The following is a 14,161-nucleotide window of genomic DNA, read 5'->3' as shown; positions in this document are numbered from 1 at the left end:
TTTTCTCACGCCTTTGCTTTGATGTTATAAAATCTAACATCATATGGATCGTGTGTCAATGCTTTTTAACCTATTTTTCAAAAAAATCCACTAAAAGTTTGCGAAACCCCTTTCTATATGTTATTAAATATAACATCAGCCCGTTAAAATTCGGCTTTTACCCGCTAATTCCGGTCAATTCATTGGTACTGATCAGCCGCCTGTCCCTCACAACTTGATCATCAGTATAGAAAAAATGCTGCCGATCGGCATTAGCAATTCTAGCCAAAAATTATTTATCTTTTGTTAATTTTGCCGTCAAAAAAAGCAAGCAAGACAAAATTGATCGTTTTTGTCTCGCTTGCTTAAGCTAATTTAAATTTAACTGGTGTCACGCAGTTGGTTTCTTATTTTTGATCCACAAAGCTGGCTGCCGGTACCCGAATCAAGGTATATTGATCGGCTACCCGCCCACTTCGAACCCCTAGACCATTAATGAAGCTCTTTTTGTAGTGAATGGTCATTTCGGCTGCGAATGCCTTACCGTTTTCTTTATCTTCCTTGGCAAGTTGCTTTTTGCTCCATGGGTAAGCCGAAGCCGACATACTCATTGGGTTAGCGCCAACGGCCACCGCGGAATTATGCCCGCTTACCGTGTACTTATTTCCCTTAACCCAGTACGAATATGAAATCACGGGACGGCTCCCCGTTGTCCGCCGCTGTGCCTGTGCATAATAAAAATCGTTATCCACCGATGTCAAAACAAGTGGCCGGTACGTCGTGCTAACCGTCACATCTTGATGACTCGTATAGTCAACACTACGGAAAAAGCTCAGATAAGCCATCATTGCAAAGGCTGCTACCGAAACTGCCAGTAATCCGACGTACTGTAAAAAGTTCTTCCAGGCAAATGCTTTTTTAGTTTTAACGATCAACATTAATTGCCGTACCCGAATAAAGTGAATCACAAAAACAAAGTACGCAATCGCAATAATCCATAGTATGATTCCGATCCAATTCCAACCTGTTAACATCACACTAACTCCCATCTCTAATATGTCTCCCTAAATTATGCCATAAATCCATCATAAAATCTTCAAAACAGAAATTTCTGTGATTATTTTAGCGAAAAAAGTTACAATGGTGGCAGAGGTTTACAAACTTTAAGAATATCTTATAAGGAGTGGTTGAATTGGACAACAACTTGAGCAAGTTAGCTGAAGAAATCATTGAATATGAAAAGAAAAAGCACCTCGCCGACAACGACGTTGCTTTTGGCAGTCAGGTCTCGGTAGAACGCGTCCACAACATTAAGGCAATGACCGCAACTCCAACGGACGAAGAAGTTCGTGCCCTAAGAAGATTCATGAAAAACGCTTAATTCTTATTATTACAATTAAGTTACAAATTAAACGAGAATTCCCAGGAATTCCCGTTTTTTAGTGGGCAAAAGACCCTCTCGACGGAATTTAAGCACTTTAATGAAAACAAGTGTTTGTATTGTACAAACCGTTGACACAGTAGGCGTTTTAGATTATCGTAGGACTTAATTGAAATTCTTAATTATTCCTTAATAAACGCAATTTTTTCTTATCAATTGAAAGCTAAAATTTTAAGCTGATTTACCATTAAAAGGAGAGAGATTGAATGCAGTCTAATCATACAGATCACCAACTTCATTACAAAATGTATAAACAAGGCCGCAAGTGGGTCTTTGCTAGTATTGCCGCTTTTTCTATCGGATTAGGGGCCACTGGGATTGCCGCTCATGCCGACGATGCCCCCGCAGCAACATCAGATGCCGCAGACATCACTCAGTCGACTACCAGTGACACCACCGACAACAGTAACGTTGCTGTTTTAAGTGCTAGCACGTCTACCGTAGCCAGTGCCGCTGATTCCAGTGCCGTGAGCGATACGACCGTTGCTACTTCGAGTGCCACGAGTGACTCAAGTGCCGCAAGTGATACCGCAACCAGCGTTTCGGATGCTGCATTAAGTGCCGCCACTGCAGCACTGACCAGTTCAACCAGTGAAACCGCCAGTGCTGCCAGCGAGGTTGCAAGTTCAACCAGTACTTCTGCTAGCGCTACAAGTGACGCCACTAGTGCAACAAATCAAACTAGCCAATCAACCGCCAGTTCAGCCACTATCGCTTCATCAGCGACGAGCACTGCTTCACAACCCAGTAGCGCTGCCGATTCGTCAGCCACAAGCGCACAATCAGATGTTGCAAGTGCTGCGACTAGCGCCAGTGCCACTAGTTCGGCTGCCTCAAGTGCGACCGTTTATGCCTTAGCGACCGAAGATGCCACGGTAATTGCAGCGGCTAAATCTGCAGCCGCTCAAGTCTACGCCGAAACCGGCCAAGCACAAACGATTACTGCCGTTGCTGCAAGTGTCAGTGCCGCGCAACCAACATTTAGTTCGAACGCCACGCTTCAAGCATTCATTGAAAGCGTCCAAGCGGGTGCGATTGAAGGTTGGAATAATTATGGCGTGTTGCCATCCGTCACGGTCGCCCAAGCCATTCTCGAAAGTGGCTGGGGAAAATCATCTCTTTCAACTCAGGCCCACAATCTCTTCGGGATCAAGGGAACCTACAACGGCAATTCCATTAATTACCCGACCAAAGAATACGTTAATGGTCGTTACATTACCGTTTACGCGCAATTTAGAGCCTATGCTAACAACTCAGAAAGTGTTGCTGATCACGGTAACTTCCTATACTCTAACTCACGGTATCGTAACCTGTTAGGCGTCACAAACTACGCCACCGTCACTGCTGACTTGCAAGCTGATGGTTACGCAACTGATCCACACTACGCCAGCTCATTGAACAATATCATTCAAACATACAACCTGACGCAGCTAGATCAAATTGCAATTGCGGGAGCCAGCCTGTCATCTAGTGGCGGCAAGTTCACCGGCACTACTGGCTCATCCAGCAGTTCTTCTTACTACACTGTTAAGAGTGGTGATACCCTTTCCGGCATTGCCTCCAGTTACAGCACAACGGCGGCAACGCTTGCCTCACTGAATAACATTAGTAATCCTAATAAAATTTATGTCGGCCAACAATTACTGGTTAAATCAACAACCACTCCAACGACGACCAACACTAATACATCGACTTCGACGAATACGTCAAGCAGCAGTGCAACGACCTACACCGTTAAGAGCGGCGATACTCTCTCTGGCATTGCCAGCAGCCACAATACGACGGTCAGTCAGTTAACGTCGCTCAACAAAATCAGTAACGCTAACCTCATTCAGGTGGGCCAAGTGCTTCAACTGAAGGCGTCGACTTCAACGTCAACGACGACAAGCACGACGACCAACACCAATACGGCGGCGACGTACACCGTTAAGAGTGGTGATTCATTATCATCCATCGCCAACAAGTTCGGGACCTCGACGAGCACGTTGACTTTCATCAACAACCTCAGCAATCCCAACTTAATTTACGTCGGTCAAACCATTAAGTTGAGCAGCACCACGACGTCCTCAACCACAACGACTAACACGTTAACCAGTTCTAATGCGGGGACTTACACCGTTAAGAGTGGCGACACGTTGTCATCAATTGCGTCGAAGTATGGGACGAGCGTTGCAACCTTAACTTCAATCAACAAGCTCAGTAACGCTAATCTGTTGCTGGTCGGTCAAACTCTGAAGCTCAGTACAACGTCCTCAACGACAACTGGTAAGACCACAACCACGTCAACCAGCACGAGTGGGGCTTACACCGTCAAGAGTGGTGATACCCTCTCAGCGATTGCATCGAAATATGGCACCACGGTAAGTGCGCTGGCCAGTGCCAATGGCATTAGCAATACCAACGCGATCTACGTTGGTCAAACCATTAAGCTCAGCGGCTCATCATCAAGTAGTGTCAAAACGTCGACTTCGACGAGCACTTCGGGATCATCGTACACGGTTAAGAGCGGTGACTCCTTGTCAGCGATTGCGGCTCAACATGGACTTAGTTGGGCAACCCTAGCTGCTAAAAATGGGATCTCAAGTCCTTATACCATTTACGTGGGCCAAACCATTAAATTCTAATTTATCCCCATTTGAAACGGCAGTTATCCCCTTACCTCGGATAACCGCCGTTTTTTGATTTTCGAGGAATAATTTTCGCATCTACACCCATTTTGTAGTACGATAAATACTCAATGAAAGCAGTTTACTAAATAAGGAGACAGATAAAAATGACTAATTTTGATCGATCCGCTAGTCGGGCCCAATCGGCTAGTTTTAAATGGCAAATTACCAACCAACCCGAGCACTATGACGTGACCGCGATGACCGTTGCGGATATGGATTTCGAAACGCCCAGTTTCATCTTCGACCACCTCATCCCCCGCTCCCACGTGCTGGGCTACGATGCCGTCGACGATGCCTACTTTAACAGCATCATTAATTGGCAGCAGCGCCACCAACAGATTGCCCTTCAAAAAGACGAGATCATTCCCCTCACAGGGGTGCTGCCCGGACTTTCATATGCCATCCGGGCGTTGAGCCAGCCCGAAGAATCTGTTCTGGTATTTACTCCCGTCTACAATCCCTTCTTCGCCGCCATTAAGGGGGCTCATCGTAACCTCTTGGCGTTTGATCTCAGCTTGCAAGAAGATGGCCAGTACCATATTGATTTCGAGGCCCTCGAAAAGGTCTTCCATTCCCAACCGATTCCATTAATGGTGATCTGTAACCCGCAAAATCCGAGCGGCCACGTCTGGTCTAAAGAGGACCTGAACCACCTCATCGAGCTCGCCAAGCACTACAATTCACGCATCATTGCGGATGAAATTCACCAAGATCTCGTCTATAATCCTCGCGAATTTACGTCATTTCTAACCTTACCCGAGGCCGATCAATACGGACTCGTCCTTACCGCCGCAACGAAGACGTTCAACATGCCCGGCATCAAAAATGCTTACATGCTGATTAAAGATGCGACCATGCGTGATCAAATTCAAGCCATCATCAGTGGCGAATTTGGTGATGATACCGTCTCAACGTTTGGTTACCGTGCCACCACGGCGGCCTTAACGTACGGTGAGCAATGGCACGATGACCTGATGACCTACCTCGACCACAATCGGCACGCTGCGTTCAACCTCTTCAAGCAGAGTAAAATTACCGCTATGTGGCCGCAAGCTACCTACCTCATGTGGCTCGACTTTTCCGCCACCGGCCTAGATGACGCGACCATCGCCGATAAGTTGGTTAACGAGGCCAAAGTAGAATTGAACGATGGTGCGCGATACGGCGAAGCTGGCGCCCACTGGTTCCGACTGAACTTTGCCACCCAAACGGCGCAGATGACGACTGCCATTGAACGTATCATTCACGTCTTTGGCTAGTCGGCCCCATATTGGGTATACAAAAAACGATCCCTGTTGGGATCGTTTTTTAATTTCGTCGTTGTTTAATGCTATACGTCGTCGCAAACGAGAGGAGCAAGAAGATGGCCACCACCATGTAAGGATAGTGATAGTTCCAATCTAGCAGACTCCCTGAAATAATTGGCCCAATGACATTTCCGACACTGGTCAAAGACATGTTCAGACCGTTCAGTAATCCCTGATTGTCGGGACTCATCTTCGTGAGTAACGTCGTAATTGCGGGGCGTAGTAGATCAAAGGCGGTGAAGACAATTAGGGTCGCAATCATGACCTCGAGTTTCGAGTGTGCCATCATGATCCAAACCGTCCCCGCAAAGCCGAGGAAGAAGCAGTACCGAATTAGCCGCGTTTCTTGCAGCCAAATCACCAGTCGGTCAAACAGCACGACTTGGAAGAACAGGGAAATAATCCCGTTGAATGTCAGGACAATTGCAATATCATTCAGACTAAACTGAAAGACTTCGTTGACGTAAATACTATAAATGCTTTCAAATCCTTGCAGGCCGAAGGATGAAATTAAAATCATGATGAAGAGCAATACGGCCGAACGCGTCAAAATTTTGCGTAAATCTGCGCGCCAGTTGGATGGTAGTTGCCCCGAATCTTGCTGATGATGGTGTACCAGATCTTTTTCGGCCGGTAACAACATCGCCATCGCAATCATGCTCAGCAGCCCCATTACTCCGGCCACCCAAAACGGCGCCTTGTAATCGATTTTAGCTAGCAGGCCCCCCAGTCCGGGGCCTAAAATAAGCCCACCACTGAAGGCCGCCGACAACCAGCCGATAACTTTGGCCCGTTGCAATGGCGTCGTGATATCCGCCGCCATTGCCATCGCCGTTGGCACAACCATCGCTGCCGATAGCCCACCCACAATCCGCGAAATGTTAAACATCCAGAGGTAATTCGTGATTGCGAATAGAAATTCCGACAACATGTATAGGAACAGCCCAATCACCAGTACCGGCTTCCGGCCGAGGCGGTCCGACACCCGCCCAATAATTGGCGACGCCACAAACTGTGTAAAGGCAAACAACGATGTCATAATTCCCATATCCGTGGCGGTTAAGTGAAGTTCATTTTTGATAAAGGGCATGACTGGAATAACCAGACTAATCCCCAGACACACCAAAAATTCGCTTAACACCAAGATCAAGATGGCTCGTTTCGTTACTTTACGCACAATTGCGCCCCCCTTTTAAAATAAACTCATAAATGCCAGTATATCGGGTTTATCACGGAAGATCAATCAATACGAAATTCAGTTAATGGAAGTTAGAGATATTGTTTCATCTTTTCGGGTGTATAGCATTGCTCACGCGCATTGACTTCGTCTAGGCCCACAAAATGATTAAACCGCGAGAATGTCACCATCCGGTCTTCAAATTTCTGGGTGGTGCCGGTTTCCTGCAGGCTTTGGAGTAAGGCTTCGTTCGCATAAGTCTGCGCGTACGTCATCGCCGTTGGGTAAACCACAATCCGGAACCCGAGACGTTGCAGGTCCGCCGTCTGCGTCAGTGGCGTGGCACCCCCTTCAATCATGTTGGCCATTAACGGCGTGGTAGGGAAAGCTTCATGAATGCTGACTAATTCCTCGCGATTGCGGGGGGCTTCAATGAACACCATATCGGCCCCCGCGTCTTGATACCGGTGGCTACGGGCAATCGCATCGTCCAACCCGTAGACCGCGCGGGCATCGGTCCGTGACATAATCAGAAAATCATCGTGTTGACGCGTCGCGACCGCCGTAGCAATTTTAGCTTCTAACACCTCAGGCGCCTCCACGCTTTTGCCAGCCATGTGCCCACACCGCTTCGGCCACTTCTGATCCTCTAAAAAAATGCCCGCTGCCCCGATCATTTCGTAACTGCGCACCGTTCGCTTAACGTTCTCAAGATCGCCATAGCCAGTATCCGCATCCGCAAACACCGGTATATTAACGGCATTAATAATTTCACGACACCGTTCCAACATCATACCGAAGTCCGCGATTCCCCGATCCGGCATCGCTAACGTTGAGGCGCTCGTGGCATAGCCGGCCGCGAACACGGCATCCGCCCCGTTTTCTTCCGCAATTTTGGCCGCTAAAGCGTCGGGAGCGACTACCATTCTAATAATCTGGTCCCCAAACACGGCTTTTTTGAACGTTTCTCTCATCAACTCATTTTTGCGCATAAGCGATTCCTCCCATGAATGCGGCTAAGGCTTCTTGTTGCGCCCGCTGGGCCTCTCTAATCAATAATCCAGTGTCCAGCCAGGCATCAATCTGGGCATCCATTTGACAGCTTGGTGTCCACGTTGCCAGCAATGGGATCGTCCGCTTCTGCGCCGCAATGGTGGTCAGCTGGTCGGCTTGCCAGTGATCAATAATGATTGCATCCGCGCCGGCCTTCGTGAGGGCCTGCATTCGGTTCAAAATATCCGTGGGCCCGTATTCCCACAGGCCTTCGAGCTTAACCCAAATTTCAGTTCCTTCGCTGGTGGCATCCCGAGCTGCTCGTAGTTTGCCAAGAAGATCCGCCAAATTCGTTGTTGCTGGCTGTTCCTCACTGTGCGCTGGGTAGTGCTGATCATTCAGCAACAACACGTCCCCGCCGGAACGCTCTAGCTCTTGGGCGGCATAATATGTATTTAGTGGGTTGCCAAACCCCGATTGTAAGTCGGCAATTAACGGCAAATTCGTTGTTAACCGCATGTCACGCAAAAATTTGGCATATTCGGAAAGCGTCAGTAATCCCTGATTGGTTTCTCCGAGCAACGTTTGCGTGGCCAAGGTCGCCGATAAGTAAATGGGGACTAGTTGATTGCGGTTTAGTAGCCGGAGGGCCATCCCTTCTCCGATGGCTGGCATAATTAAGTGACGGTTACTCGCATATTGGTTTAATAAATGACTCATGATAAAACTTCCTTTCTTGACGATCACGGTAAACTTGCGAAAAGCGCTGATTGATTGGTGCTGTGGCGGCAATTGCCGACCCTAATCTGGACTTTTTTTTAGCGAATCCAAAAAGCGCCCCTCAAAGATTTTCATCTTCGAAGGGCGCATCTCTTGAGATACACGGTACCACCTTGGTTTTACTAGCTAACGCCAGTCTTAACGAGCCCACACCTGTGGAGTCGTTGGCCTTGTTAATGGGGGCACCCAGTAAACACTCAGATTGCATTTACAGCTCCAAGCCTACTTTCGCTCAGTCATCACCCGTTTTCTCTCACCACCCGAAAACTCTCTGCGTCGTGATAACCTGACCTACTCCTGCTCTTCATCGCTTTTCTAATCATTTTTTAATACAATGCTAATTTACTGCACATTTTAAACTATGTCAACTGAAAGTTTAACAATTTCTTGAATTTACAATTCCATCAAAATCAGTTACGATGGTTAGATGATAATAATTACGATATAGAGGCCAAAGTTTATGCGCACACATCTTTTTAAACGTGGTATCACCCTCCTATTCAGTCTCATTTTGATGATGGTTCTGGCTGGATGCGGTCAGCAGACCGCCACCCATCAAAACGGTAAATTAAAAATCGTGGCCACCACTAATTTTTATGGTGAGGCTGCTAAAGCGGTCGTCGGTAACAAGGGCACCGTCACTTCTATTATTAATAAGCCTTCCATGGATCCTCACGATTACGAGCCCACTACCAACACCGCGAAAAAGGTAAGCGGTGCTGATTTCATCATCGCCAACGGTTTAGGCTATGATTCGTGGATGGATAAACTCGCCAATAATTCCGATGATCACCAGTACATCAAGGTTGGCGAACGTGTGATGGGCCTCAAAAAGGGCGTCAATCCTCATATTTGGTATAATCCCACAATGATGAAAAAATTTGTGACCTACTTTGCCAAGCAACTCGCCAAACAGCAACCACAAAACAAAAAATACTTCGAAGCCAACGCCCAAAAGTATATGCGGTCGATGAAACCCATCGATAACGACATTACTAAGTTACAGCAGATTGCTAAAAAGAGTTCGACCAAACAAGTCTATGTCAGTGAACCGATCTTCGACTATTCGTTACAAAAAATAGGCTTCAAGGTCGCCAATCCCGGTTTTGAAAATGCCATTGAGAAGGGCACCGACCCCTCCGTTAAATCAATTGAAGCCATGCAAACCGGCATTCAAAAGGGGCGTATCCGCTTCTTTGTCGATAACAAGCAGGTAACCAGCACGACCGTCACTAACTTCGTTCACATGGCTAAAAAGCACCACATTCCCGTCCTGAAAGTGACCGAAACTCAACCAGCCAACGAAACTTACGTCCAGTGGATGAACAACCAGTATCAAGCACTCATCAAACAGCTACAATAAGGACTATTTCCCAGGAAATTAAAGCCAAAACCAAGCGAAAATTCCACCCGTCAAGCCTCCAATCAGTAGCGCACCCACGGTTTCCAAAATAATGCGGGTCCGTCGATGATTGGAAGGCCTGATCTGGCCCGTTTTGAGATAGTTCAAAATTTCTGCCATAGTGTAGATGTTTTTTCGTCGTGATAGTTGGAGACTCCGAAAACCAAAGTATCCTTGCACGATTAACGCCAGTATCCCCAGTATCAGCCACCACCGATTGCTTTCCTGCAAGACAGACGCCAACAAAAACACGCTCAACGCTAGCACCGTCCCCAACGTATCTCCCAGTAAACGGTGTTTCGTTCTTTTAAATTCCACCATATTCAACTCCCCTCGTACGAGATCATCTAAAGTAATGTGATATAGGTCCGCCAACAACAGTAAACTTTGTAAATCCGGTAAACTACGATCGTTCTCCCAATTGGAAATTGTTTGCCGTGAAACATGCAGCCGCTCAGCAACAGTATCTTGATTCCACTGTCGCTGCTGACGTAACTGTCGTAACTGCTCACTAATTGTCACCAATCCCACCTCCCCATTTCTGACTTAAATATAGGCCACAACGGGCTAGTTTGACTAGCAAAACTCTTTGACATGGGCCCTTTTCGATCTTTATCCACCCATCAATCACAACAAAAATACCGCGCTCCAATCCAGCCATCGGATTAGAACGCGGCATTTTAATTGTTTTATTTAACCCAACCAATTTCACTAGCGTTATCAGGCAGGCTTAGTTTGCCAGCCTTCAACTCTGCAAAAGCTTGATCGAGAATCTTAAATGCTTGATTTAATTGTGCTTCGGTAATGATCAGCGGTGGTTGGAAGCGGAGCACGTTGCCCCGTAAACTGATAATAATGGCTCCCAGTTCGAAGACCCGGTAGATCAACTTCGTGGTCGCTTCATCATCACCCTTTCCGGTTGCAGGATCGATAATATCGATCCCGCCGTCCAGACCATACATCCGAACATCACCAATGAACGCATACCGTTGCTTGGCCGCATTGAAGAAGTCAGCAGCGAGCTTGCCCAATTTCGTGGACCGTTCAAGCAGGTGCTCGTCTTCGATCACGTCCAGCGTGGCGTTGGCCGACGCGCAGCTCACTGGGTTCCCGGCCGTCGTGAAGACGTGAGCGGGTGAGCCCAATGAGTTCATGATTTCAGCACGCCCCATCACGGCACTCAATGGCAAGCCGGAGGCCAATGACTTTCCAACCGACATTAGGTCGGGTTCCAAGCCAAAGTTTTCGATGGACCACCATTTACCAGTCCGCCCCATGCCTTGGTTGACTTCGTCGACGGCAAATAAAATACCGTGTTCATGAGCAAAGTCATACACCTTTTGCATGTAGGCCTGTGGGGCCTTGACGATTCCGCCGTCTCCTTGGATCGGTTCGATCAAAATGACCGCCGTTTCTTCGGCTGGCAGATACGTTTCAAACGGTAACTTAAAGGCGTTAAACATCCGCTCGACAAAGTCGTCTTCGCTTTCCCCCTTCAGTCGTTGCCACGGGTCTGGATACGGAACCTTGACCACGCCGGGTAACATCGGGCCCATTTTGCGGCTCATGTTCAAGCTAACGCTGGAAACGGTCATTGATCCGTACGTAGAACCATGATAAGCACCCGTGAAACTCACCACGTATTGTCGGCCCGTATAGGCCCGTGAATACTTGATGATGGCATCGTTGGCATCTGAACCTGAGTTGCCCCAGGCCAGTTCCACGTCCCCACTAATGGGGGCGAGTGCCGTCAAACGAGGGGCCAGCTTGGCCCCCTGTTCGTTGGCGAAGTAAGCTGGCGTATATTCAATTAATTTTGCTGCCTGGTCTTGAATGGCTTTCACCACATGGGGATGACTGTGCCCAGTATTAGTGGCCGACGCACTGGCCAACAGATCGATATATGTGCGATCATCAGCGTCAGTAATTGTCGCCCCTTTGCCACTTTTCATGACAATTTTATAGTACTGGACCCGCGCAGCATCCGAATACGCCGGCGTTTCCTGTGCAAGAAGTCGCTCGTTTTCGGTTTGTCCCATTTTACTTACCTTCTTTTTTATTTTTATTCAAGTACGAATGACGAGAACCATAAGCAAAGTAGATAATGACACCGACAATGAACCAAATGCCGGCATAGATTTTAGCATCGTTACCAAGGCCCCAGAAGACCATCAATGAACCAATAAAGCCCAAAGCTGGTAATACGGGGTAAAATGGCATCTTGAAACTTGGATTTTGAATATCTTTCCCTTCACGACGACGGAGGCCATAAACGCCAAGAGATACGAACATAAAGGCGATCAAAGTTCCGGCAGAAATCAATTGTGCCAAGAAGGCGAATGGGAAGACAGACCCAATCACAACGGCGATCACTGTCAAAAGTGTCAAAGCGTGGTTAGGACGCTTCTTATCATCCAATTTACCCAACCATTTTGGAAGCAACCCATCACGACCGAATGAATAGATCAACCGTGAACCGGCCAACGTCATCCCGATCAAGGCAGTAAACATTCCGACAACGGCAATCGCTTGAACAACGGATGCAACAACGGCGTGACCACTCTGACGAAGGGCCCAACCAACAGGTTCCGCGTTGTTAGCGTAGTCTGAGTACTTGAACATGCCGACCAAGACAAGCGCAACACCGACGAACAAGACCACGGCCACAACCAATGAGCCTAAGATCCCACGTGGCATTGTCTTTTGCGGATTTTTAGCTTCCGCGGAGTTGGCAGCGATTGAATCAAATCCAATATAGGCCAAGAAGATTTCTGAAACCCCTGCGTAGATTCCTTGCCAGCCACCAAAGGCACCGGCACTTGTTTCATGATACTTAGGAATAAATGGAACGTAGTTGCTGGCCTTGATAGCAGTAGCACCGACAATCAAGAAGACAATAACGGCGAGCACCTTTAACACAACCAAGACGTTTTCAACCCGGGCAGCTGAGGTAACCCCACGTGAAAGGAGCAATGCGACCAAAATAATCGCAATGGCGGCCACGATATCGATAACCCCACCATCAACGCCAAAGGCATTTGAAAGGGTCTTAGGGAAGGTAATCCCAAGTGGCGCGATCAATCCTCTAAAGTTGGCGGATAATCCAGACCCAACAAAGGCCACGGCAATAAAGTATTCGGCAAGAAGGGCCCAACCAGCGACCCAACCGAAGAATTCACCAAAAATAACGTTAATCCATGAATAAGCTGAACCGGCAAATGGCATTGCGGCTGACATTTCAGCGTACGCAAAGGCCACCAAACCAGCCACGATCGCAGCAACTAAGAATGACAAAGCAACGGCTGGACCAGCATGTTGTGCGGCCACAACCCCTGGCAGTGTGAAAATAGAAGTGGAAACAATTGTCCCAATTCCTAGTGCGAGAAAATCACGCACCCGCAATGAACGCACCAAATGGGCGTCTTTGGTATCATAGACACTCGGATCTTCCTTCCGGAAAATCTTCTCCTTAAAACTTGCCATACACATATCCTCCTGTAAGAAGCAAAGTCCCTAGGTGTAACATTTAATGAAGCTAAAATTCGCAGTTATGTATTCGGGCTTTGATCTTTAAATATTAAAATCTGATTAATTTATTCTAACAGTATAGTAAAAAACGGTCAAATTCATTCCAGAATTTTTTGCATTATACGGGCATCCCCGGTAATTATGAGAATCATTAAAACCGTTTTCATCATTGCCATACTGCGATTTTTAAAAGCCTAGATTATTTTAAAATTTTTTAATTGCTTTTTGTATCTTTTAGATATACGATACTGCTAAACATCATTTCAGGGGGAGAATTATGTACGAACTCTTTATTTTAGGTCAATTACTGGCCAACCCTATGAGCGGTTATCAAATCCGTGCGCATCTCCAAAACACACTAGGTTTGCACCGTCAGATCAGCTACGGCGTCCTTTACCCACTATTAGATAAAATGCAACGTGCCGACTACATCGGGATTAAGGAACAGGGGATTCATAGTAAGAAGGTTTACGAAATTCTGCCAGTTGGCCGGAAACAATTTCAGCAGCTCATGGAACAACCCATTCCGGAAAACGCCCATACTGAGGATCTTTTTATGATTAAGCTGGACGTCATGCAATATGTTAGTCCCAGTCGCCAACTCGCACTACTAGACGAATACCAGGCCGAACAGCATCAAATTGTAAACGACATTAACATCAAAATGCATGCGCTATTAAACGATTCCCATCGCGGTCATCGGTACGCTTATAAACTACTCGAATTGCGCCTTGCCCGAGCTAACACCACCCTCAAATGGATTCAAGTTTACCAAGAAGACATTAACGTCAACGTGCAACCCGAATAGTGGCCCATCACACGATAAAGAAGAGGCTGGGGAACCCCCAGCCTCTTCATGTCTCCGAACTTTAATAGCCGAAATCA

The 14,161-nt window shown here is 47.2% G+C and carries 12 protein-coding genes and 1 other annotated feature; of the genes, 5 read left to right on the top strand and 7 right to left on the bottom strand.

Going from position 1 to position 14,161, the window contains the following annotated elements; translation table 11 throughout:
* Positions 1-386: 386 nt before the first annotated feature.
* Complete coding sequence (locus FC26_RS10090; protein WP_235809505.1) at positions 387-1,028, bottom strand: LVIS_2131 family protein; 642 nt, start codon at positions 1,026-1,028, stop codon at positions 387-389.
* A 143-nt stretch (positions 1,029-1,171) separates the two neighbouring features.
* On the opposite strand from FC26_RS10090, the gene FC26_RS10085 reads away from it, so the two are divergent.
* The 3 genes from FC26_RS10085 (at position 1,172) to FC26_RS10075 (ending at position 5,348) form a co-directional block, all read left to right on the top strand.
* On the top strand, positions 1,172-1,360 hold the full coding sequence (locus FC26_RS10085) for an LBP_cg2779 family protein (RefSeq protein WP_057780211.1): 189 nt from the start codon (positions 1,172-1,174) through the stop codon (positions 1,358-1,360).
* A gap of 266 nt (positions 1,361-1,626) precedes the next feature.
* Complete coding sequence (locus FC26_RS10080; RefSeq protein WP_057780209.1) at positions 1,627-4,044, top strand: LysM peptidoglycan-binding domain-containing protein; 2,418 nt, start codon at positions 1,627-1,629, stop codon at positions 4,042-4,044.
* A gap of 149 nt (positions 4,045-4,193) precedes the next feature.
* Positions 4,194-5,348, top strand: coding sequence for a MalY/PatB family protein (locus tag FC26_RS10075; RefSeq protein ID WP_057780207.1), 1,155 nt, complete (start codon positions 4,194-4,196; stop codon positions 5,346-5,348).
* A gap of 49 nt (positions 5,349-5,397) precedes the next feature.
* On the opposite strand, the gene FC26_RS10070 is transcribed toward FC26_RS10075, so the two are convergent.
* The 3 genes from FC26_RS10070 to FC26_RS10060 all read right to left on the bottom strand — a co-directional run bounded on the left by FC26_RS10070 (position 5,398) and on the right by FC26_RS10060 (position 8,286).
* Entirely contained in the window at positions 5,398-6,573 is a 1,176-nt protein-coding gene (locus tag FC26_RS10070; RefSeq protein WP_057780205.1) for an MFS transporter, read from the bottom strand.
* Positions 6,574-6,665: 92 nt separating this feature from the next.
* Entirely contained in the window at positions 6,666-7,565 is a 900-nt protein-coding gene (locus tag FC26_RS10065; RefSeq protein WP_057780203.1) for an isocitrate lyase/PEP mutase family protein, read from the bottom strand.
* Positions 7,552-8,286 carry an isocitrate lyase/phosphoenolpyruvate mutase family protein gene (locus FC26_RS10060; protein WP_057780201.1) on the bottom strand — a complete coding sequence of 245 codons (735 nt, stop codon included), beginning with the start codon at positions 8,284-8,286 and terminating at the stop codon, positions 7,552-7,554. Before FC26_RS10060 ends, FC26_RS10065 begins: the two co-directional genes overlap by 14 nt.
* A 137-nt stretch (positions 8,287-8,423) precedes the next feature.
* Positions 8,424-8,663: a binding site (T-box leader), on the bottom strand.
* 143 nt (positions 8,664-8,806) lie between these two features.
* Here FC26_RS10060 and FC26_RS10055 point away from each other — a divergent pair.
* Positions 8,807-9,709 carry a metal ABC transporter solute-binding protein gene (locus tag FC26_RS10055; RefSeq protein WP_057780199.1) on the top strand — a complete coding sequence of 301 codons (903 nt, stop codon included), beginning with the start codon at positions 8,807-8,809 and terminating at the stop codon, positions 9,707-9,709.
* 18 nt (positions 9,710-9,727) lie between these two features.
* On the opposite strand, the gene FC26_RS10050 is transcribed toward FC26_RS10055, so the two are convergent.
* The 3 genes from FC26_RS10050 to FC26_RS10035 all read right to left on the bottom strand — a co-directional run bounded on the left by FC26_RS10050 (position 9,728) and on the right by FC26_RS10035 (position 13,231).
* On the bottom strand, positions 9,728-10,270 hold the full coding sequence (locus FC26_RS10050) for a helix-turn-helix transcriptional regulator (RefSeq protein WP_057780197.1): 543 nt from the start codon (positions 10,268-10,270) through the stop codon (positions 9,728-9,730).
* A 167-nt stretch (positions 10,271-10,437) separates the two neighbouring features.
* Positions 10,438-11,787: an aspartate aminotransferase family protein gene (locus tag FC26_RS10040; RefSeq protein ID WP_057780193.1), complete on the bottom strand. Its 1,350-nt coding sequence runs from the start codon at positions 11,785-11,787 to the stop codon at positions 10,438-10,440.
* 1 nt (position 11,788) lies between these two features.
* Positions 11,789-13,231 (bottom strand): APC family permease, encoded by a 1,443-nt coding sequence (locus FC26_RS10035; RefSeq protein WP_057780191.1) that lies wholly within the window; start codon positions 13,229-13,231, stop codon positions 11,789-11,791.
* 322 nt (positions 13,232-13,553) lie between these two features.
* Here FC26_RS10035 and FC26_RS10030 point away from each other — a divergent pair, with 322 nt between their 5' ends.
* Positions 13,554-14,084: a PadR family transcriptional regulator gene (locus tag FC26_RS10030; RefSeq protein WP_057780189.1), complete on the top strand. Its 531-nt coding sequence runs from the start codon at positions 13,554-13,556 to the stop codon at positions 14,082-14,084.
* Positions 14,085-14,161: the final 77 nt, after the last annotated feature.

This window comes from Paucilactobacillus vaccinostercus DSM 20634 (assembly GCF_001436295.1).
Taxonomy (GTDB): Bacteria; Bacillota; Bacilli; order Lactobacillales; family Lactobacillaceae; genus Paucilactobacillus; species Paucilactobacillus vaccinostercus.
Note: the sequence above shows the minus strand (reverse complement) of the source record. Positions and strands in the feature narration are given on the sequence as shown.